General features: G+C 48.4%; 21 protein-coding genes. 4 read left to right on the top strand and 17 right to left on the bottom strand.

What is annotated here, in order from left to right; all coding sequences use genetic code 11:
- Nucleotides 1-60: 60 nt before the first annotated feature.
- Both D1831_RS02865 and D1831_RS02860 read right to left on the bottom strand, forming a co-directional pair.
- Entirely contained in the window at nt 61-504 is a 444-nt protein-coding gene (locus tag D1831_RS02865; RefSeq protein ID WP_125071417.1) for a universal stress protein, read from the bottom strand.
- Nucleotides 505-577: 73 nt separating this feature from the next.
- The gene (locus D1831_RS02860) at nt 578-1,147 is read right to left on the bottom strand and encodes a sugar O-acetyltransferase (RefSeq protein ID WP_125071416.1); all 570 of its coding nucleotides are present in this window, start codon (nt 1,145-1,147) and stop codon (nt 578-580) included.
- An 81-nt stretch (nt 1,148-1,228) separates the two neighbouring features.
- Between D1831_RS02860 and D1831_RS02855 the strand changes: the two genes are divergently transcribed.
- Nucleotides 1,229-1,930: a YjjG family noncanonical pyrimidine nucleotidase gene (locus D1831_RS02855; protein WP_125071415.1), complete on the top strand. Its 702-nt coding sequence runs from the start codon at nt 1,229-1,231 to the stop codon at nt 1,928-1,930.
- Nucleotides 1,931-2,125: 195 nt separating this feature from the next.
- Here the strand turns inward: D1831_RS02855 and rsgA are convergent, their stop codons facing one another.
- The 4 genes from rsgA to D1831_RS02835 form a co-directional block, all read right to left on the bottom strand.
- The gene (rsgA, locus tag D1831_RS02850; RefSeq protein WP_125071414.1) at nt 2,126-3,190 is read right to left on the bottom strand and encodes a ribosome small subunit-dependent GTPase A; all 1,065 of its coding nucleotides are present in this window, start codon (nt 3,188-3,190) and stop codon (nt 2,126-2,128) included.
- Nucleotides 3,191-3,454: 264 nt separating this feature from the next.
- Complete coding sequence (locus tag D1831_RS02845) at nt 3,455-4,048, bottom strand: NADPH-dependent F420 reductase (protein ID WP_125071413.1); 594 nt, start codon at nt 4,046-4,048, stop codon at nt 3,455-3,457.
- 214 nt (nt 4,049-4,262) lie between these two features.
- Entirely contained in the window at nt 4,263-5,432 is a 1,170-nt protein-coding gene (locus tag D1831_RS02840) for a MalY/PatB family protein (protein WP_125071461.1), read from the bottom strand.
- Nucleotides 5,422-6,288, bottom strand: coding sequence for a DUF3737 family protein (locus tag D1831_RS02835; RefSeq protein ID WP_125071412.1), 867 nt, complete (start codon nt 6,286-6,288; stop codon nt 5,422-5,424). The genes D1831_RS02840 and D1831_RS02835 overlap by 11 nt, the downstream gene beginning before the upstream one ends.
- 199 nt (nt 6,289-6,487) lie before the next feature.
- Between D1831_RS02835 and D1831_RS02830 the strand changes: the two genes are divergently transcribed.
- The gene (locus D1831_RS02830) at nt 6,488-6,889 is read left to right on the top strand and encodes a hypothetical protein (RefSeq protein ID WP_125071411.1); all 402 of its coding nucleotides are present in this window, start codon (nt 6,488-6,490) and stop codon (nt 6,887-6,889) included.
- Nucleotides 6,890-7,067: 178 nt separating this feature from the next.
- Nucleotides 7,068-7,448: a hypothetical protein gene (locus D1831_RS02825; RefSeq protein WP_125071410.1), complete on the top strand. Its 381-nt coding sequence runs from the start codon at nt 7,068-7,070 to the stop codon at nt 7,446-7,448.
- A gap of 54 nt (nt 7,449-7,502) precedes the next feature.
- On the opposite strand, the gene D1831_RS14805 is transcribed toward D1831_RS02825, so the two are convergent.
- The 6 genes from D1831_RS14805 to D1831_RS02800 all read right to left on the bottom strand — a co-directional run bounded on the left by D1831_RS14805 (nt 7,503) and on the right by D1831_RS02800 (nt 15,730).
- The gene (locus D1831_RS14805) at nt 7,503-7,634 is read right to left on the bottom strand and encodes a hypothetical protein (RefSeq protein ID WP_263853666.1); all 132 of its coding nucleotides are present in this window, start codon (nt 7,632-7,634) and stop codon (nt 7,503-7,505) included.
- Nucleotides 7,635-7,672: 38 nt separating this feature from the next.
- The gene (locus D1831_RS02820) at nt 7,673-9,466 is read right to left on the bottom strand and encodes an ABC transporter ATP-binding protein (RefSeq protein WP_125071409.1); all 1,794 of its coding nucleotides are present in this window, start codon (nt 9,464-9,466) and stop codon (nt 7,673-7,675) included.
- Nucleotides 9,466-11,217: an ABC transporter ATP-binding protein gene (locus D1831_RS02815; RefSeq protein ID WP_125071408.1), complete on the bottom strand. Its 1,752-nt coding sequence runs from the start codon at nt 11,215-11,217 to the stop codon at nt 9,466-9,468. Before D1831_RS02815 ends, D1831_RS02820 begins: the two co-directional genes overlap by 1 nt.
- A gap of 144 nt (nt 11,218-11,361) precedes the next feature.
- Nucleotides 11,362-14,718, bottom strand: coding sequence for a YhgE/Pip domain-containing protein (locus D1831_RS02810; protein ID WP_125071460.1), 3,357 nt, complete (start codon nt 14,716-14,718; stop codon nt 11,362-11,364).
- A gap of 32 nt (nt 14,719-14,750) precedes the next feature.
- Nucleotides 14,751-15,308 (bottom strand): TetR/AcrR family transcriptional regulator, encoded by a 558-nt coding sequence (locus D1831_RS02805; RefSeq protein WP_225422752.1) that lies wholly within the window; start codon nt 15,306-15,308, stop codon nt 14,751-14,753.
- A gap of 92 nt (nt 15,309-15,400) precedes the next feature.
- Nucleotides 15,401-15,730, bottom strand: coding sequence for an ArsR/SmtB family transcription factor (locus D1831_RS02800; RefSeq protein ID WP_125071406.1), 330 nt, complete (start codon nt 15,728-15,730; stop codon nt 15,401-15,403).
- 181 nt (nt 15,731-15,911) lie between these two features.
- Here D1831_RS02800 and D1831_RS02795 point away from each other — a divergent pair, with 181 nt between their 5' ends.
- Nucleotides 15,912-16,175 (top strand): hypothetical protein, encoded by a 264-nt coding sequence (locus D1831_RS02795; RefSeq protein ID WP_125071405.1) that lies wholly within the window; start codon nt 15,912-15,914, stop codon nt 16,173-16,175.
- 444 nt (nt 16,176-16,619) lie between these two features.
- On the opposite strand, the gene D1831_RS02790 is transcribed toward D1831_RS02795, so the two are convergent.
- From D1831_RS02790 to D1831_RS02770, 5 genes are all read right to left on the bottom strand, one after another.
- Nucleotides 16,620-17,567 (bottom strand): DNA/RNA non-specific endonuclease, encoded by a 948-nt coding sequence (locus D1831_RS02790; protein ID WP_125071404.1) that lies wholly within the window; start codon nt 17,565-17,567, stop codon nt 16,620-16,622.
- Nucleotides 17,568-17,649: 82 nt separating this feature from the next.
- Nucleotides 17,650-18,186, bottom strand: a complete 537-nt coding sequence (locus tag D1831_RS02785; protein ID WP_125071403.1) for a GNAT family N-acetyltransferase — start codon at nt 18,184-18,186, stop codon at nt 17,650-17,652.
- An 81-nt stretch (nt 18,187-18,267) separates the two neighbouring features.
- The gene (locus D1831_RS02780) at nt 18,268-19,776 is read right to left on the bottom strand and encodes an MFS transporter (protein ID WP_125071402.1); all 1,509 of its coding nucleotides are present in this window, start codon (nt 19,774-19,776) and stop codon (nt 18,268-18,270) included.
- Nucleotides 19,777-19,999: 223 nt separating this feature from the next.
- Entirely contained in the window at nt 20,000-20,527 is a 528-nt protein-coding gene (locus D1831_RS02775; protein ID WP_125071401.1) for a GNAT family N-acetyltransferase, read from the bottom strand.
- Between the two features lie 252 nt (nt 20,528-20,779).
- Nucleotides 20,780-21,103 carry a metal-sulfur cluster assembly factor gene (locus tag D1831_RS02770; protein ID WP_125071400.1) on the bottom strand — a complete coding sequence of 108 codons (324 nt, stop codon included), beginning with the start codon at nt 21,101-21,103 and terminating at the stop codon, nt 20,780-20,782.

Genomic DNA, 21,103 nt, shown 5'->3' with positions numbered 1-21,103 from the left:
TTTTAACAAAAACGAGCGGCCACTTCAGGACCACTCGCACTTTTATTTCAATGAATTTGATTAACGGATCACTAAAACGGAAACCGGCGCGTTTTTCGCCATGTACGCCGCCTGCGAACCAAAGTATTTCCGAACGCCCTGCTTCGACACCGAACCGATAACTAATAGATCGGGTTTAACGGCCGGGATAATATCTTTCACGATCGTTTCACCGGGATCACCTTCGTCAACGACAACGCTAACGTCTTTAACCCCGAACTCTTGGGCCAGCTTCTGGTACTGTAACACGTGGTCTTCCAAATCTTTACGCTGCCCGTGAATAAAATCCTTACTCATGGCTTCATAAACGTTCATACTGTGCTGTTCCAAAATTGAAACGATGGTCAACTTCGCACCGTCCGTTTTGGCCCGATTAATTGCGTAACGAAAGGCCAGTTGGGCGTCAGCGGAATCGTCGACCCCCACTAAAATATGTTTAAATTCCTTAGGACTCATGTCTGACATACTGATTCCTCCTAGTGTGGAAAAATTAGATCAACCCTAACTTTATTTTCACCGTTTCAAGGATGCTTGTCAATTAGTCTGCCGGCTTATTTTCTTTTAAGACCCGGGCCGGATTACCAACCACGATGACGTTATCGGGGAAGGAGTGCGTCACAACTGCGCCAGCACCAACGATGACGTTATTCCCCAGCGTCACGCCGGGCAAAATAATAGCACTGCCACCGATCCAGACGTCGTTACCAATCGTGATTGGCGCCGTCCGTTCAGCTTCCGTTCGCCGGACTGCCGGATCTAACGGGTGTTGCGGAGTGTACAAGCCCACTTTAGGGCCAAACTTACAATCGTTACCAATCTTAACTAACCCCTCATCACAGATCGTCACCCCGTGATTAGCATAGAAGTGATCGCCGATGGTAATGTTGACCCCGTAACTAAACTCAAAGGTTGGTTCCACGAAGAACCGGTCGCCGACCGAACGCAGTAAACTTTTCATCTTGGTATTCCGCTCGGTACTGTCCGCAATCTGATTATACTGCATGATTTTGGTACGCACCGCGCGCCGCCGTTGCTGTAAAATTGGGGACTCCATGTAGAGTTCGCCGTTAATCATTTGTTGGTACGCCGGATCGTTATCGATTTCCATTGTTTATTTAAACTTCCTTTAATAGTTGATAGTTTAAGCATACCACACTCACCGAATTTACTGTATGATGACCCTATTAACATGAAAGCGGTGGTACAAGTGTTAAAGTACGTTATTTTTGATTTGGACGACACCTTACTAGACTTTCAAGCAGCGGAACAAAGCAGTTTAAAGACGATTCTGACCCGTTACCACGTGCCCGATTTAACAGTCGCTAAACGGTGCTACTTAGCGCACAATCACCAGGTTTGGGCTCAGATCGAACACGGTGGTGACCGTGAGCAGCTACTCAATCAACGGTTTCAAATCGTTCTGGGAAAACTGGGTATCGTGGTTGACGGTCCAACCGTCCAACGGGAATACAACGCGTTGCTCGGGCAAGGATACCAGACATTGCCCGGGGTTCAATCGCTACTCACGACGTTAAAAACAGCCCAGCTAACGTTACTCATAGGCACAAACGGTGTTCAGGATACCCAGTTAAATCGGATCCGGGGCGCGGGATTGGCGCCGTACTTTGACCACGTCTTCATTTCCGAAGCCGTTGGCGTTGCAAAACCGGACCGTCGATTTTTTGACGCAATGACTACCCGCTATCCGGACCTAACCCCGGATAACGCGGTAATGGTCGGCGACAGCCTCGCTTCAGACATCACCGGTGCAGCCAACGCCGGGTTAGCCAGCATTTGGTTCAACCCACACCACCAAGTCGCTCGCAATGTTCGCCCCACGGTAACCGTTACTGATTTTAGCCAGTTACAGCACTGCTTGTTGAACTGGTAAAGCGGGCGACCCGCTCAGGTTAAGCCGGGGCAGCGTCTTTAAGAAGTGGCATTTGGTTGAATTTTAAAACAAGCGTGAACCTTTTAAGGCCCGTAAATTGCTCAAAGTCACCTGAGTAATTTACGGGCCTTTTATTTCCGTGACAACGGTGCCGAAATGAGGGCTAAAAATTAATGGGTTCCGCGCTCATTGAACTTACCGGCGCTTTTTAGCGCGCCGGACGACTTGCTGCATCGCGCGCTTACCGCCAAACATCCGCTCGATTTTTGCTTGCTCCAACTGGCGAGCGTTTAAATCCTGATAACTCATTTCTCGCTGTAATTTTTGGTAGCTCACAACCCGCTGAGGATCCAGTTCTCCCCGCTCCACGGCGGCCCGCACGGCACACCCCGGTTCCGTTTGGTGGGAACAATCGTTAAACCGACAACGCGTTGCGAGTTGTGCGACGTCCCCAAACGTCTGGTCCAAATTGCCAGCGTAGAGTTGTAATTCCCGCATACCCGGTGTATCAATGACCAGCCCCCCGGTGGGTAACTGTAAGAGTTGCCGGGCCGTGGTCGTGTGCCGACCCTTATCATCGTCGGCACGAATGGTCCGCGTCACAAGTTCCGTGCGGCCCAGTAAAGCGTTGATCAAAGTCGATTTGCCGACCCCCGAAGACCCAATAAACGCAACGGTCCGTCCCGGAGTGGTGTATTGATGTAAGGGAGCCAGACTTGCGGGCTCCTTCACCGAACAAATAATGGTCTCTACGCCGACACTCACCGTTTCAAGTGCCGCCATTTTAGTTGCTAAGTCCCGGCAAAGATCCATTTTAGTTAACACGATCACCGGTGTCGCACGACTCTCCCAAGCCAGGGTCAAATACCGTTCTAATCGCCGGACGTTAAATTCTTCATTTAACGACGTACAAATAAAAACCGTGTCTAAGTTAGCCGCAATCAACTGGCCCTGTCCAGCCTGATGAACACTTCCGCGGGCGAGTACACTGCGACGGGGCAGCACTTGCTGAATCTGGGCCCGATCACTCGTTAGGGCGGTCAGTAACACCCAGTCGCCGACCGTTGGAAATTCCGTTTGCGTGGTGGCAACGTGCCGGAACTTACCGCTCAGTTGGGCCTTCAGTTCCCCCGTCGCGGTCAGCACCCGGTACAAATTGCGTTGTTGGTTGACGACCCGGCCTAATTTAGCGTGCGGTTTTCCCGCCGCTGCCCGTTCAAAATCAGGGGTTAAGCCGTAAGTTTTTAAATCAATTATCAATTATTTATCCTTTCGTAAGAACCAGTACCCCAGCCCACTTACGAGGTCAAAAAAAGACGCAGTTACTCCCACTGCGTCGCCGAACTAAAAAGGGGGTTGATGTTCACCACTCTTAACGTTCACGGGCATTAGGGTACCAAAAAACTAGTGAGTCAAACTCACTTTGCAATTGGTCACAACCTAGCCAATGAACAACATCAAACAACCCTCCTTTTGATTTATTAACTCAAAGTTTACTTAGTTTTGGCATTTCTGTCAACGGTCCTACTCTTCAATTTGCACAAAGTGAGTATTCCCCAGGCCACCCCCGACCTGCATCACACTGCCGCCGTGGCGGAGCTTACCCAGGTTGACTGGTCGAAAGTTCAACGGCCGGACCAGCGCCGCAAATTCCTTCTTAGCCGCAACGTCGTCACCCGCGTAAAAGAGGACCCGCCGGCCAAGGCCGTCCACGTGTCCGTCCATAAAATCCGGTGGCAAGGTGTTAAACGCCTTGATGACCCGCGCATTATTGGCGGCCTTAGCCAACACTTCGCTCCCCGTTAGCGGGGCCGTTTTGATCTTTTTAAAGTCGGCCGTGAACTGGTTCGTCACGTCAACCACGATCCGTTGCTGGTAATCCGGAACCTGCGCTAACACTTCCGGTGCCCGTTCAAACGGTACCGCAATGATGACCAACGGTTGTTGCAATGCGGTGGTCACTTCTACGAAACTAACGTTAGCGTCAAACTCCGCACGCCGGGGCACTAAACTAGCGGCCCCACTGTGCCGACTGAGTTTGACCTGGTTATCGCCGCGCGCAAACGTGCGCGCTAAGACAGTACCGACCGTCCCGGCACCCACAATTCCAATTTCCATCTTAATCACCTACCTGCGTTTTATCATAACCATTTTGTTATTTAATTGCACTTAAAAAGCATGTGCCTAAAGTTAGTTAGTTCATGTTAAGCGGACCAAACTGACTTCTGGCGCACGTCTCGACAATATTGTCGCGGAAAACAAAGTCCCCCAATGACTCAGTTTATTTTGAGCCATTGAGGGACTTAAAATTTTGTCCCAGTCTATAAAAAGCCTATTTAGTTGTTAAGTAGGCGCGAATCCCGCGCTTAAGCCGTGCCAACCCGTCCGTTAACTCGGCGGTTGGGCAAGCCACGTTCATCCGTAAGAACTGGTTGCCATCCCCCCGGTAAACGTCCCCGGCCGATAAAAATAAGCCGGTTGCTTTTCGAATAAACTGCGCTAGCGCCGCACTATCCGTCGTAATTTGACTCACGTCTAACCATAACAGGTAGGTCGCCTGTGCCTCAATCAGCTTAACTTGCGGTAATTCGGTAGCCACAAACTGCGCCACCTGCCGCTGGTTAGCCGCAATCTTTGTTCGTAATTCGTGCACCCACGTTTTGCCCTGCGTATAGGCCGCGATGCTGCCCGGAATCGCAAACGAATTTGGTTCCGCCAACTCATCATTGTTGATGCCCCGACTAACTAACGCCCGGACGTTTTCATCTGGGATAATTAACGTCGCCGCGTGCAACGCCGCCACGTTAAACGTTTTGCTGGGCGAAACGCAACTAATGCTGTTGGCCGCAACGACGTCCGATAACGACGCAAACGGCACGTACTGGTTCCCGTTCAAGGTTAAATCACAGTGAATTTCGTCCGCAACTACTAAGACGTGGTGTTTTAGTGCCAACTCACCGATGCGTTGCAACGTTGCCCGTGACCAAACGATGCCAATTGGGTTTTGCGGGTTACACAGGATCATCATAGTAGTCAACGGTGCCGCCAACTTACGTTCTAAATCATCCCAGTCAATTCGGTACTGATCATTTTCGTTGACTAGGTTGCTAGCCAGCGTGTGCCGGCCGTTATTTTCGATGGAATGGTAAAAAATATTGTAAACTGGCGCCTGAACGACCACGTTATCACCGGGAGCCGTCATCTTACGTACGATTGACGAAATGGCGGGAACTACTCCGGTACAAAAGAGCAGCCAGTCAAGCTGGGGGCGAAAAGCGTGTTCCTGCGCCCACCAATCAGCAACTGCCTGGTAATAAGCGGTTGGAACTTCTTCGTAACCAAAAATACCAAACTGAGCCCGCTTCGTTAACGCGGCGGTAATTTCCGGCGCGGTCGCAAAATCCATATCGGCGACCCACATTGGGAGTTCGTTATCCTTTACGTCCCACTTAACGGCGTTCGTGTGACGCCGGTTAATGACAGTTTCAAAATCATACGGCATGGTAATCCCGGCTTTCCTGATCAACACTGATCACGATTTTTGAAGGGTCAATTTCAGGATCATCCATAATAATTTTCCCGATTCCCTTCGCGTGAATTTTACCACTAATGGGGTTCTTTACGCTATCAATCGTGGAAACCACGTCGGCGTCAACGTGACTGCAGTATTCGAAGGCCAAATCGGTATTCAGCAACGTACAGTGTTCCAAGGTCACGTTATCCATGTAACAAAGTCCCTGGTCACTTTCAATCGTACAGTTTACAAACCGAATATTTTTAGAATTCCAGCCTAAGTATTCACCAATGATTTGAGAATCGTAAACGGTCACGTTCTCGCAGTTCCAGAGGGCGTCCTTTGTCATTAACGTAGCGTTGTGGATCTCCACGTTTTTGGCTCCGTCAAAGGCGTAGTTACCAACCAAGTTGAAGCCGTCAATTTTTATATTTTGACTGTTCATCCCGAAGTAGTCTCCGGCCGCCTGGACGTCGTGAATATTGATGTCGGTACAGTTCCACAACGTTTCTTCCGCGTGGGAAAAATGGACGTGGTTTAACGCAATTTGACTTGCCCGCCGGAAAAGCTTCGGGGCTTGTAAAGTACTGTTGCTGATTGCAATGTCGTTGGTGTACCAAATTCCAGAACGGGACATTTCTTCAAAAATCGAATTTTCAACGTTCACGTGGTTACTGTACCACAGCGGGTATTTCCACTTAAAAATGGCTTGTTTCAGGTTAACGTTGCGACTTTCCTTGAGTGGGGACTCACCGTCCGCAAACGTACTGTTATTAATTTGTAAATCGTGGGCTTTGAACAACGCCCGTTCACCGGTTAAAAATGCTTGATTAAGTGTTTTCATAATTGAACTTGACTCCTTATTTAAAACGACGCTCTTTATCAGCGTGTACCTTTACTTTAGTAGCTTCGTGTAGGTCGAAGGCAAGCCCTTTTGTTAAAAAATTTATTTTTTTGTTTAGATATTTTATAAATCAAGGTTCAAGCAACGCCTTACCACCGTTTCGTTGCTAAAATATGACCTACGTTTAACGTGAAAGTGGGTGTACTTTATCGACGTTTCATTTAAAAATTTAATGTTATCCGCGGCAACCGGCCAACGGTTATTAACCGTCGCCTTACTGGGAGCCCTCGCAAACGTCCTCCTAACAGTTAACGACCAGCAGTTGCTCCTCAACGTAACCTTGTTAGGACTAGTTTGTTGGGGGTGTGCGCAAAGCCGGCGCGACCACGCGCCCGAACGGCTAACGCTTAACTGGTGGCGTAAAGTTTGCTACTGGCTACTCTTAAACGCCATCGTACTGTGGTTTATTGCCACCCTGCACGTCACCTATTTAAACACCGGCGTGGCAACCGGTGATCCTGCTCAGGTTAACCTTGCCGCCATTTCAGCCGCAATGGTTAGCTTAATAACCGGCGGTCTGCTCTACCTATTTGAAGCTTAAAGACTAAAATAGTTGGGGTTTTGTAAAAGAGACTGGTTTTTTCAGAAAATATTTTAAGTTTCTGAATAAAGTGTTCACGGCTTTCAGGGATAATCAACCTTGTTACACTGAATTTTACAGAGAGAAAATTTGAAGGTGATTAAATATCGAAACCGCGTTTAAGAAGTTGATATTTTCCATGGCCACCGCCCGCCGCTTCGTGTTGATCGCGTTTGCCGGGACGCTCGGCAACGTTGTGTTTACCACGACCGGCTGGCCGGCAATTATTAATTGGTTGATTTTTATCGCGGCCTGCACCGCTTTGACTAAATTACACCGTCGCGGACCAATGCCACTTTTGAAGCTGCGCGGTTGGCGACGAGTCGCTTACTGGCTGCTCCTGTTCGCCACCATTTTTATTGGGATTGCGTTACTCAACTTGGCCTATACGAGTCTCGGCCTAGTAGACTCCCCGACCATCGTTCAAGTTAAGCTGGCCGTAATTACAGCCATTTTAATGGTTATCGTGACTGGGAGTTTGCTTTACCGGTTCCCAGAACCACAACGGACCCAGCCTTAAAGCAAAATAACCACGCTGCTCAACATAATGGGCAACGTGGTTATTTTTATCAACCTATTTCATTTTAACTTTAATTTTAATCTGCTTCGGTACCCGGTCGTGGGCGTGGTGCCAACGTAGCAGAACGCTCAGTAATGACCATAGTCCGGTTACAACCGTTAATAATACTGATAATTTTCGGTGCATCTTCCTCACCCCAAGTTGTTTAAGCTAAGCATACCACACTATTTAGCGTGCGCCGAGTTTTGCAACTGAATCATATCGTAATAGTAACCACGCTGCGCTAATAATTCGTCGTTGGTCCCCCGTTCAACGATTTGACCCTGGTTTAAAACGAGGATCAAATCAGCGTTTTGAATCGTGGACAAGCGGTGGGCAATCGCAATCGTTGTCCGGTCTTGTTGAATCCGATCCAAACCGGTCTGAATCATCTCCTCAGTTTCGGTGTCCACGTTGGCCGTCGCTTCGTCTAAAATCAGAATCTTCGGGTCGGTCACGATCGTCCGAGCAAACGAAATCAGTTGCCGTTGCCCAGAAGAGTAACTGGCCCCCCGTTCAATGACCCGTGAGCGGTAGTTCTCCGGTAAATCATTGATAAAGTCGTCAGCCTTAACAAACTTCGCGGCTTCGCGAACCCGTTCATCGGAAATTTGATCATCAAACATCCGAATGTTGGAGTTGATGTCACCGTAAAACATGAACGGTTCCTGTAACACCAAGCCCATCTTTTTACGCAATTCTTCTGCCGGGTACTCACGAATATCACGGTCATCAATTAGCACTTCCCCGGATTGAAACTCGTAGAAGCGCATTAACACGTTGATGGTCGAGGTTTTACCACTCCCAGTTTGCCCGACTAACGCAACGGTTTGCCCGGGCTCGGCAACGAACGAAACGTCCTTTAAAACCGGGTGCTTGCCGTCGTAGGCGAAGGTGACGTGTTTAAATTCGATCTTACCACGGGTGATTCGCGCATCCGGGTCGGCGTGCTGGGCCGGGGCCGGGGCAATCGTCGGGTCGTCCATGACCCGCAACACCCGTGAACCGGCGACCACCCCGTCTTGAAAGTCGGACAGATTATCCATCATCTGGGTCATCGGGTTGTAAAAGTTATTTAAATACGTAATAAACGCGTAAACGACCCCGGCTGCCACGTAACCGTTAAGGCCCCGTACACCAAAAATTCCCAGGACCATGACGGTTCCTAACGCGTAAAACAGGTCAATTAACGGACTTAGTAGTAACGAGTTCGTCCGAATCATGGCTTGCCGGGTCCGAAAGTAGGCGTCGTTGGTGTGGTCAAACTCACCGTTGATCCGGTGTTCCTGGCGAAATTGCTGGATGACACTGATCCCGGTAATCGCCTCACTCAACTTAGTATTTAATTCACTCAGCCGTTCGCGCATCCGCCGGTATACCTTGGAACTATACCGCTGATAATACCAGATTGTGAGCCCCAAAAACGGCATAAAAATCAGTAACCATAACGCAATTTGACTGTCGGTCAAGTACATGGCAATAAACGACGAAACCACCGCAAAAAAGGCGGTGAACAACGTGTTGAATAGCGCCCAAAAGTTAGAAAACGACATCGTATCGTTGGTTAGGCGTGATAAGATTGAGCCGCCGGGGACTTGGTCAAAGTAGCGCATCCCCATCCGGTGCAGCTTCTGAAACATTTGCCGGCGGACGTTTTCCAACATGTACTCGGCCCCCATCGTGCTAGTGTAATTTTGTAAAAACTGCATAATTGCACGGACAAACATCCCAAAGAAATAGAGGCCGGCAAAGTACCACATGATTGTCACGGTCGCGTTGCCCGTTCGCAAATAGTGGTCAATAAAGTACTGTAAGACCCGCGGCAAATAGATGTTAACGACGCTGATTAGCCCCGAAAGAATAATCGCCCCAATGAAAAACCACTTAAACGGTTTGGCGTACGGTAGGAGCCGTCGAATCACGGTCAATTGTTCTTTAACGGGCATGCTGCGCGCCCACACTGATTCACGTGCTGCCATTATTGCACCGCCCCTTCCACTTTAGTTTCCAACTGTTGCCGGTCAAACATTTGCTGGTACCAGCCGTGCTGGGCCATTAACTGTTGGTGCGTGCCACGTTCCACCACGTGCCCAGCATCGAGCACGATGATTTCGTCGGCGTTCATGACCGAGCTTAACCGGTGGGCCGCAATGATGGTGGTTTTATCCGCCCGTTCGGCCTTTAAGTTTGCTAAGATTTCAGCCTCCGTTTCGGCGTCGACGGCGGACAATGCGTCATCCAAAATAAGCAATTCCGGGTTAATGAGTAACGCCCGCGCAATCGCTAAGCGTTGCCGCTGACCACCGGAGAGCGAAATACCTTCCTCCCCGACCTGGGTATCGTAGCCGGCCGGCATTCCCGCAATTTGGCCGCTTAAATCACTCTTTTTAGCAACGGCTTCGACAACTTCTTGACTGACCCGCGGGTCCGCAAAGCGGATATTTTCACGAATCGTGTTAGAAAACAGGAAACTATCTTGCGGGACGTAACCAATTGCTGGTAAGTAACTGTCTAACGCGTACTGCTTAATATCGTGACCACCATAGTTGATTTGACCATCGTAGTTATCAAATTCCCGTAAAATTAATTTCATGACCGTGGACTTACCGGCCCCAACCCGGCCAACGATGCCCAATGTTTGACCCGCTTGAAGGTCAAACTGAACGTCGCTTAAACTCGTCCCGGCATCGTTGGGATAATTAAATTGCTTGACTTGGTATTGCAGACCACCGTGTGGGCGCTGCTCCAGTCCGTTTTTGGAATCAATAATGGCACTTTTTTGATTCAACAGTTCCATGACCCGGTCATAGGAGGCGTTGCCCCGTTCCATGGTGTTAAACAGCATTCCGACGGCAAACATCGGCCAAACCATCATTCCCAGGTAGGTGACAAACGAAACTAAGTTACCAATCGTAATCACGTGGTTAGTCACGTACACCCCACCCAACACAATCGTAGCGGCGTAGGAGACCGCAATAATAATAGTGATGGCCGGATCAAATAACGAGTCCAACACGTTGACGTGCCGGTTGATCTTGATTGTTTGGTCAATTTGTTCGTTAAAGTCAGCAACGTCGGCCCGCTCTTGACCCAGCGCCTTGATGACCTTGATCCCGCTAATGCTTTCCTGCGCCTTGTTATTCAAGCGTGAAAAGGCCGCCTGTGACGCGCGGAACGCCACGTGGATTTTCTTACCCAGGTAACGCGAAACCACCGCTAGGAGTGGGAACGGGACGACCGCAATCAATGTCAAGCGCCAGTCGATCAACATCATCATCGCAATTAAAGTCGTGCCCCCGGTGATGATTGAATCGGCAAATTGTAAAATTCCGCCACCGGCAACCCGTTCAATCGCGGTCAGGTCGTTCGTAGCGTGGGCCATCAAGTCCCCGGTTCGGTACTTTTGGTAAAAAGTTGCGTCCATTTTCATGAAGTGCCAAAAAAGCCGCTCCCGTAACGTCCGTTCCAAACCGGCCGCGCCACCCCAGATGGCGTTACGCCAAAGGTAGCGGGCGAAGTACTGTCCCGCGGCGGCGGCCGCAATAATGGCTAGATCAACCGTAAGCGTGTGCGCCGTCAGGTTTCGCTGGTTGATCCCGTCAACCACGTTCCCAATGATTCGGGGTGGAATAATCCCAATAATGGCCGTTAAAATAAGGCCGAGTACCCCCGCCGAATAGAGTTTCCACTCCCGCCGAAAGTACCAGCCTAGTTTCATAAATATACCCACAACGCACCTCCAAAGTTTTTATTAAAATTTAATTAGACAACCATAAATAATAACATATTATTCAGTGGTTTCTTAATAATATGCCTGAATGGTCACAAAAAGGACCGGGCAACCGCCCGATCCTTTTTTGTGTAAAAGTACTAATTATTTGCCAGCCTTCATCTGAATTTCAGCTTCAGCGGGAACTTGTAAGTTTTTCTTTTTCAGGAAAACCATGGAAGCCCACAGTAGAACTAATCCTAAAATTGCAAAGATGGCAAGCACCCCAATCGATGACCAGAAGATACCGTTGCCCCAGCCGCCCGTCAAGGCCTGCCGGAACGCCTGAATCGAGTAAGTCAATGGTAAGAATGGGTGAATTACGTTAAAGAAGTGGTTCGTAATCTCCATTGGGAAAGTCCCACCCGAGCCACCAAGTTGTAGCATCAGGAGTACCATTGCCAAGAACCGGCCCGGATTATCCAGTAACATTGATAGGAACATGACGATAAACATCGAGGCTAACGCAATCATGATCGCCGTCAGGAAGTACCCGGCCATACTAATTGGTTTCAAGCCAACGATTAACAACGCAATGCATTCGATGACTGCCATTCCAATGGCAACCGGCGCACCCACGGCGATTTTACTAAAGAACCACTGGGTCGCCGTCCCATCATCATCGGCAATCCGCCGAATTGGGTAAGCAAAGTTAAAGACGATTGCCCCAACGTAGAGGGCTAGTGACAAGACGTACGGTGCTAAAGCGTGACCGTAGTTTGGCACGTAGCTGTAGTTAGAGTGCGTCAACTTCGAAGGTGCGGCGAACATGTTGGCGTTAGAAGTTTTTAACGGTGTCCCGTTGATCGTATCGGCACCACTTTGTAACGATTTCGCTAACGTATTGTTACCGTTCTTAATCTTCTTGTTACCCGCTAATAATTTAGCGGAGTTGTTATCAAGTTGGGTGGCACCGTCGGCCAGCTGCTTAACACCGCTGGTCAACTGGCCAGTACTACCCTTCAACGTTTGCAAACCAGTATTTAACTGACCAGCACCGTCATCAAGTTTTTGAACCCCCGTGACTAATGCCGGAACTTTACCGTTTAAGGTCGTTAAGCCGCCGGTTACTTGACTTGATCCGGAAAGCAGTTGTTGCACACCACTAACCAATTGTGGAACCTGACCATTCATCGTAGTCAAGCCACCAGTTACTTGGTTAGAACCATTTGCCAGTAATCCAATTGCGGAAACTAATTGCGGAACCTGACTATTTAACTGTGCAGTACCACTAGCTAACTGATTAGCACCACTAGTTAATTGACTTGAGTTAGCCGTTAACTGTTGTGCACCAGTGTTTAATTGTTTAATACCACTAGTTAAAACTGGTACCTGACCATTCAGGGTCGTCAAACCACTTTGAAGTTGGCCAGCACCGCTGTTTAAGTCACCCGACTTACTATTTAACTGAGTTGTACCAGCGGCGACTTGCGCTGCACCGCTAGATAACGTACCGGTTCCTGCTTCCAATTGACTCGTATAGCCAGATAACGTACTAATACCTCTAGTCATTGCCGGAACTTGAGCGTTCATCGCGGATAAACCGGCATTTAATTGCGTTGTTCCAGCCTGTAACTTGGTTAAGCCCTCCGTGACATTGTTAGAACCTGTGTCTAACTTAGCAGCACCCACAGCAACTTTATTAACTTTAGTAATTAACTCATTAACGCCCGCTTCAAGATCCTTAAAACTAGCCAATAAACTGGTCTGCGAGTCAGTTGTAGCGGTAGAATTACTCTTCATAACCGTTTGTATTTGCGCCATTGCAGTTTTTAGTTCAGTTGCCGCTTGTGCTTTTGCCGTACCCTCGTTACTTTGACCAACACCCGCTAAGCCTGCTTCCAACATTTTAACCTGGTCATCCGTTAACTTAGCTGAATCCTTCATACCTTCAATTTTGGCGTTGATCTGACTGGTTAAGTCATTTGTACTAGTCGTTGCCGTTAACGTTCCAACGTCTTTTTGGACCGTGGTCATTAACGCCGCAACTTTTTCGGCACTAGTTCCATTTTGAGCACTGGCCATTAACTTATCAACCGCAGTAAGGGCCGTTTCCATCTGTGCCATACCAGCCTGTAGTTTTTGAATATCGGCAACAGTTTGAGGATTGGTACTATCCGCCACTATTTGATTTAATCCAGCAGTAATTTCAGCACTGCCATCCTTAAGCTTGGCAACGTTACTATTAACATCACTCGAACCGTCTGATAATTGCTTGACTGAACCAGGTAACTTTTCTGTATTCTTCTTTAGCTCAGTAACCCCGGCATTAATACCTTTGGCACCATTGCTAGCATCTTGGGCACCACTACTAACTAATTTGGCACCATCGTTAGTTTTAGATACTCCCGCCGTATACTCGGATAGCCCACTTGCTAAGGCAGTAGAGCCATTTGTTAACTTAGTTACACCGGATGATAGTTCACCAGTTTTGCTGTTAAGTGTGCGAATTCCCGTCGAAAGCGTGTAAACGCCGTTTGTATACTCTACGATACCAACTTTTAACGCAGTAGAACCATCTGCTAGCTTTACGACCCCGTTTGAAAGGGCACCAGTTTTGCCATTTAAGGTATTCAACCCACTAGTAACCTGTGATGACCCACTTGTCAACTGGCTGACACCGCTAGCCAGCGTACCGGTTTTACCGTTCAACTGTCCTAAGCCGTTAGTTACCTGTCCCGAACCATTTTGAAGTTTAGTCACACCACTAGCTAATTCGCCGGTGCTACCATTCATCGTATCCAGGCCGGCCTTTAAGGCGCTCCCACCGTTTGCTAATTTGGCAATTCCGGCTGGTAACTGTTGTACCTTGGTATTTAACTCCGTGGTCCCATTCTTCAGGGTGTGGACCCCGGTCGTATAAGTGGTTAACCCGTCTTGGAGTTCCACCCCACCGTCTTTCAACTTGGTGGCACCGTCCGCCGCCTTTTGATAACCCTTACCCGCCGTCTTAACCTGCTTAAACATGGCTAAAGCGTAGGCCTTGGTCACTTCAGAACGGACGTTAGCGTTTAACTGGGTTGCCCCGGTATCACTGATAACTTTCCCAATGTAGTTCAGGGAAGCGTTCGTTGAATAGTGCAACTTCATCTTTTGTGGATGCTTGCTCGTGACCGTCGTAGCGTGTTTCGAAAAATTGCTTGGAATCGTGACGACCATGTAGTACTTCCGGTTTTGCATCCCCTGCTTGGCCTTCTCCGCCGAAACGAAGTGCCAACCAAGTTGTTTGTTTTTCTTGATATTAGTGACCATTTGCTCCCCAACCGCGAAGCGTTTACCTTGATAGTTAACTGGCTTATCATTGTTAACTACGGCAACGGGTAAATGTTTGGTCTCCCCGTACGGATCCCAGACAGACGTCAGAAAGAAGACGCTGTATAAAAATGGGATCAAAATCATAACTGAAACTGAAATCCATAGAATTTTGCTATGACGAATGGACTTCCATTCATCGCGAATCATTTTCACTGACCTGAAACCTTCCTTCAAAATAATTAAACCGAATGCTGCTCCAGTGAGAACACCGTTGCAAGCGTCGCCCGGATGGTGGCCTGGGTACTTTCGGCTTGACCATCACGCCCACTATTACTTAACCACTGCACAATACTCGTCACGACCCCACTCACCAGATACGCCGTTAAGTCCGGGTGTTGGGATTGCCGGATCGTAATTAGGACCCGGTCACTTTCTTCCGTTTGTGCTAACGTAACGAAACAGTCGTTGATCACCCGCTGTGAGCGGCTATTATCGCCCTCCGGATTCGTCACTAACAAGTGCCGTAAAATCTGGGTATGGGTCCCGATAAATTGTGCCATGATCGCCGAACCCGTCGCGTCCGTGCGTTCCGCAGCTAGTAATTCCTCCAAGGCGTGCATCACCATTTGGTAAAGCAAATCGAATTTATCGGTGTAGTACCGGTAAAAGCTGCTGCGATGTATAAATGCCTGTGTACATATTTGTTCAACCGTAATTTGCGAAATTGAACGTTGCTCCAACAATTGGTACATCGCCCGCTGTAAATCTAGCTCCGTACGAATTGAAATTATAACCACTCCCTTTAAAATTCTTATATTCGAATGTAAGAATATAGCTGCCATAAAAACACCGCTGCATCCCCGTGCAACGCGTCTTTAAAAACTTATCACTAATGTAAGTACGGCTTCAATTCTAAATCAGCCTTCAACGTGTGGATCAGATGCTCCACCTTTGTTAAGGGTGCGTCAAAGGTCACGTGGTAAAAGTTCCGCGTTCCCTGATGCTCCACCCCAACAAAGTGGTGATCCTTTAACGTTTTCAACTGGTGGGAAACGGCGGGCTGCGAAATATGCATGATCTTCGTCAACTCACCCACGGTCAACCCGTGCGCATGTTTAGTCAATTCAATCATAATTTGCTGCCGGCGCTCATCCGCTAAAACTTCAAAAATCGGAATCGTTTCGCGGAATTCTTGAAGTGCTTCTTCACTACTAACCATGTTTGACGGCCTCCCTATATTCTTCCATTCTAATATTTGAATGAATCAATAATAACCCATTTATTTCCGCTTTGCAACACCATACCGCAATTTGTCGGATTCCAATACAGTTTCATCACAATGGTCTTCATTTCAATAATGGTAGCGGTTACACTTATTAAAAAGGAAAGTGGGTGGTCTCATGAAACCATTAAATCAACCCTCAATGTTATGGCGCCTCGGCCTGGTGACCCTCAGCTGGTTAATCGTACAGTTATTACTACTGCCGAATGCCATTCACCAAAACGCTACCGTCCTCAGTTACTCCGGCTACGCATTAATTGGTCTAATTTTGATGATTACCCTTGTCGATACTTACCGCGTCTTAGTCCACCAATTAGAGCGTTGCTTTATTAGTATCGACTTGGTGACGTTGCTAGCCGTGGGATTGCTACTCTTGATCTAATGACGAGAGGCTGTGCCAAAAGTCACAGCCTCTCGTTTGTATCTCCGCATAATTATTGTCGAAACGGGTTTCAAAAGTCAGCCGGTTCCGCTTAACCGACTTTTGGCACACGCTGTTTTTCGCGCAAAAAAACGTCCGGCCACGCAGCCGAACGTTTCAAGGGTAATTAGTACTAACAATCAAACAAACGATTGGTTAGCAATAACGTGGTTGGGAGCCGACGTTATTGTATGGAAAAATCACAGGTACTTGGGAAGGAACCCGATCATTCAGGTCATTACAAACGCTACTTGTTAATCTAATTGAGAGAAAAATAGCAATTAACGGCGGTTAAGTAACGTTTATGCTTATCAGTATAGTCACTTACCCCCAAGTTGCCAGTCTGATTCACACCCTCTGTCGTGGAATACGACAATTTTCATAAATTGTACTAAGCTTTCACCGTTACTGCTGTAAATGCTTCTTAACGTACTTATAACCGTAACGGTAAAGTTCCCGTTCAACCTGTTTGGATGTCGTTGGCCGTTTAGAGTAACTGCGTGATTGACTGGTATTGGCGCTACTGTTGACCTTGTCGGCACCGGCAACTTGCATCCCACTATCCGCCTTGCCCCGGCCGGTAGCGTAATCAAAACTAACTCCCGGTTCCACATTCCAAATATACACGTTGAAGTTGACACTGCCATCGGTTGAAACCGCCTGTGACCAGTATCCCCGTGGCATAAGTTCGTTGCCCCGGAAAACGGTCGTCACCTGATAAATGACCTTTTTGCCTTGTTGCAACGCGGTCCGTACCTGATCCTCGTAAATCTGCATCGTTTTTTGGTTAGAATAGGCCGTCTGGGTCGCCAAATTTTTAGGATTATCCAGACTGCCCCCCTCACCGGCACGGTACTTCCCGGTATTAGTTAAATTAAACGAAATCGTGTACGCAATCAAATGCCCCCGATTTTGTGGGAAAACCCGTTTACCGTTGACCTTAATTGGTTGGTTATGCCAACCGGTCGGGCTCCACGTCTGTGCGGCCCGGCCCGCTGACTTACCGAGATTAGCTCGACTTAAATAGGCCGTATCGGTCGTCGTTCGGTTCAAATGGTCCAAATTACCATAATCAATTTTTGAATTTTTCCACTGACTCGCTGCCAGGGTACTCTTGCCACTGTTGACCTTAATGGCGGCCGCCCCACCCGACTTGTAAGTCATATTTGCTAACTGTTTATACGTCTGCTGACGATTACCAGTCGTTTGTGCGTTGCCAGTCGCAGCTGCCGAACTGCTTTCACTGGTTGACTCCGTATTATTAGTACTCGTGGTCGTCGTACTGCAACCACTTACTAACAACCCTAAACTCATGACGCCGATCACTGCCGCGCGTCGTGTCCATTTCAACATTCTCTTTTCGCCCCATCTTTTTTAGATTACTGGTCTATGATACCGTACTTTCGATAGGGGAACAAATGTTTTCTCAGTGAAATTACTTTAACCAATCCGCTCGTAAAATACCGTACTTAACTGAGTCGTAGTAGCGGCCCTGCCAGTAACGCACCTGCGGAATACGAGCCTCCTGGTGTAACCCCACCGCTTCGGCTAAGGCCATCATGCGCAGATTACCTGACCAAGTCGTTAACCCAATGTGCGGCAAACTAGTCACATCGTTAAATAAGTGGGTCAACCACGCCGTTAACGCCCGTCTACCAATGTGTTCGCCCCAGTGTTGCTGGTCAAAAATAATAATGCCAACTTCCAGCCAGCGTTGGAGCGTCCCGTCAACGAAGTGAAAGTTCACGCTGCCAACAATCACGCCGTTTCGGGTAATGACCCAGTTGCGGGGTGTTATGAGCCAATCCCGGGGACCAATCACCGTTTCAAAATTAGCTTGACTCGGCAGTTGGTCGTGAAAATACGGGCCGTTCCAACGGGTCCACTCCGCTTGCGGGTTACTAAACCCCACTTGCCATAACGTCGTCAATTCGTCAGAACGGACGGGCCGAATCTCAATGGTTGCTTGCATGCTACCGCTTCCTTTAATTCAATTTAATGTTCTTAGCGTAATCAAAAAGCGTCCCGACCACAACCGAGATGCCCCTAAAATCTAATTTAAATTGTGACGAAACCTAAACGACCACCAGTGGTGGACCGGTTTAGACTTGGGTGCACAAAAGCCCCAAACATTGACAGCCAACCCTAGCAATAATAAGACTAACGCGACTCCCATAATGTGGTGCAACCCGGTGTGCAAAATGGTGCGCATGGCCGGTAACAGGTGCACCGGTAATTTGCTGGCACTGGTGGCGTCGCTTAACTCGTTCATCATGTTCATCGTAATCTGACCACCCGAATGCGTAACGCCGCTGGTTAACGCGTGGTTCAACACGATACTGTAAACGGACGCCATGAACGTTTGTCCCAACATCCGAACCAGTAAACTAAACGACGTTGCGATCGGTACGTCCCGGTGACTCGCCTGTTGCTGGACGCTCACCTGTAAGACGGTAAAGCAGATCCCGATTCCACAACCTTGAAACGCGCTGGCTAATAATAGCCACCAGTAGTTCGTTTGCCGGCCCGCAAACGCTAATAACCCGCAAGCCGCCAACATCAGCACAAAGCCAAGCATGACGACCGTACGCGTCGACCAGCGGCGTTCCATGTTGCCACTCCACTGTGCGCCTAAAAAGTTGGTGACGGACCCAGGAATTTGGGTAACGCCACCAATGACGGCGGTCGTCCCCAGTAACCCCTGCGCCCACATCGGAACGTAGACGTTAAAGCCCACGAAGAAACCGTAAATTAAGAAAAACATGACGAAGGCGGCTAGCAAGTACCGGTTCTTAAATAACCGTAACGGAATGATGGGGTCGTTTGCGCGGCGTTCAACAACCACTAACGCTGACAACAGTCCGAGGGCCAATAAAATAATGAGGCCCACCACCACCAATGACAACTTGCCAATCATTTCAATCCCGACTAATAGACTGACCAGCCCCCCGCTCAGCAGTACGGCGCCCAAGTAATCGACCTTATCACTGACCGCTTTAACCGCTGGCGCCCGGTAAAGCCACTGAATAATCGCAATTGAGGCTAACCCAATTGGCACGTTGATGTAAAAGACCCAGTGCCAACCAAAGTTATCCACAATAAAGCCCCCAACTAACGGTCCAATGATGGCGGCGGTACTAAAGCTGGCGGTCACGTAACCAAAGACCTTGCCCCGTTTGATTGGATCCTTATAAATTTCAGCGTAGATGATATACGGGATGGCGGTCATCCCGCCACTCCCAATCCCCATCACGGTGCGCGCGCAAATCAAGAAAATAATGTTTGGGGCTAACCCCTCTAACAACGCGCCGACGACAAAAATCAAGGTTGAAATTTGGTAAGCCCGTTTGTTCCCAATTCGTTCACCCAACTTACTCCACAGTGGTGTCGTGACGGCTCCACCGAGTAAAAACACCGCTACGATCCAGCCCATCAATTGTAACCCGTGCAGGTCACTAATAATGGCTGGTAACGCCGTACTAATAATGGTACTATCCAGGCCGTTCATTGCGTTAGACAATAACAACGCAATGGTGACGATCATGATAACTTTCTTTGACACCGAAATTCCTCCAAAAAATTATGTAAAAGCTAATTCTAAAATAAACGTTACCTTTTAGATTACACTACTTTTCTGAAGGTGACTACGGTCTTTTCTGAAAAACAAAAAAAGAACCGTTCTGGCTGAAGAACGGTTCCTAATTAGAGCGTGTTTAAAAATAAGTATCGTCAAGTTCATTCATCAACTTGACGGGTTTAGTATAGCCTCTGAGACCCGTTTCGGATCAAGCACTTGCGGTTAACCAGTCACTTTTGCTGAGACCGTAAGCCATCACGTGCGCAACTTCACCGGTTTCCAAAGTAAAGGTCATTAACTCACCCTCGTCGTGCATGCCCATCTTAGCCATGACCCGACCTGACCGCGGATTTACACTGGCATAGTGGGCCTCAATGCGGGTTAATCCCAAAGTTTCAAAACCGTACGTCATCATCCGGTTGCCCGCCTCGGCAACGTAGCCGTGACCCCAGGCTTGCGGTGCGAGCGCGTAGGTCAATTCACCGGTTCCAATTGTCCCGTGAAATTCATAAAATCCGATGAATTGGTGGTCGCTTTTCCGTTCCAAACCAAAAACCGTCGCCGGTTCCGCTAAGAAATGGTTGGTGAAAGCTTCATCAAACTCCGCCGTCGTTTTTAGCGTTTGGTAACGTAAGTACGCTACGACTTGGGGATTTAAGAGCATCGCTTGTAAGGCGTCGTGGTCCGCGACCTGAATGGGGCGAATCAGCAACCGTTCCGTTTCAAATTGTACCAAGGGCTCATCTCCATCTCCTTTTACTAATTTACTCAGTATAGTATTTCAACCGGAAATGTAAATCATTTTGTCCGTTTTCAAAAAATAAGAGAGCGAGACAAAAGCCGCTCAGTTTACGTTATGCGGAACAAACTGGCTTTTAGCGCACGTTTCGACACCACAGACTAAAAAATTGAAGCTAGGCTTTTCGAAAATTTCATTCGATAAGCTTAGCTTCAATAGTTTTGTCCAAGTATGTTTAATTTTCTCTTTTTAAACGTGCAGCTGCAACCGGGCCGCCCGGGACATTCGGGCAATCGACCACGCTGGTGACCAGACCAGGTTAATTGTGACCGTCAAAACACCCGGCAGAGGGGTCAACGCATCGGTGATACCATTGGCCAAGACGTCCGTTAAGGGGCAACCCATCATCGTTAACGTCATCGTCACAACGCATTCACCCGTTTTTTCATCCAAGGTCACGTCGTAAATCAACCCTAAGCCAACCACGTCGACTCCCAGTTCCGGGTCGATCACCGTTGCTAACGCGGCCATACTCCGCGCTTTAAACTGCTCTCTCGTGCCAATTTCACTCAT

Origin of the sequence: Lactiplantibacillus garii, from assembly GCF_003885105.1 — a bacterium.
GTDB classification, from domain to species: Bacteria; Bacillota; Bacilli; order Lactobacillales; family Lactobacillaceae; genus Lactiplantibacillus; species Lactiplantibacillus garii.
The sequence above is the reverse complement of the archived record's forward strand: the minus strand, read 5'-3'. Positions and strand labels throughout refer to the sequence as shown.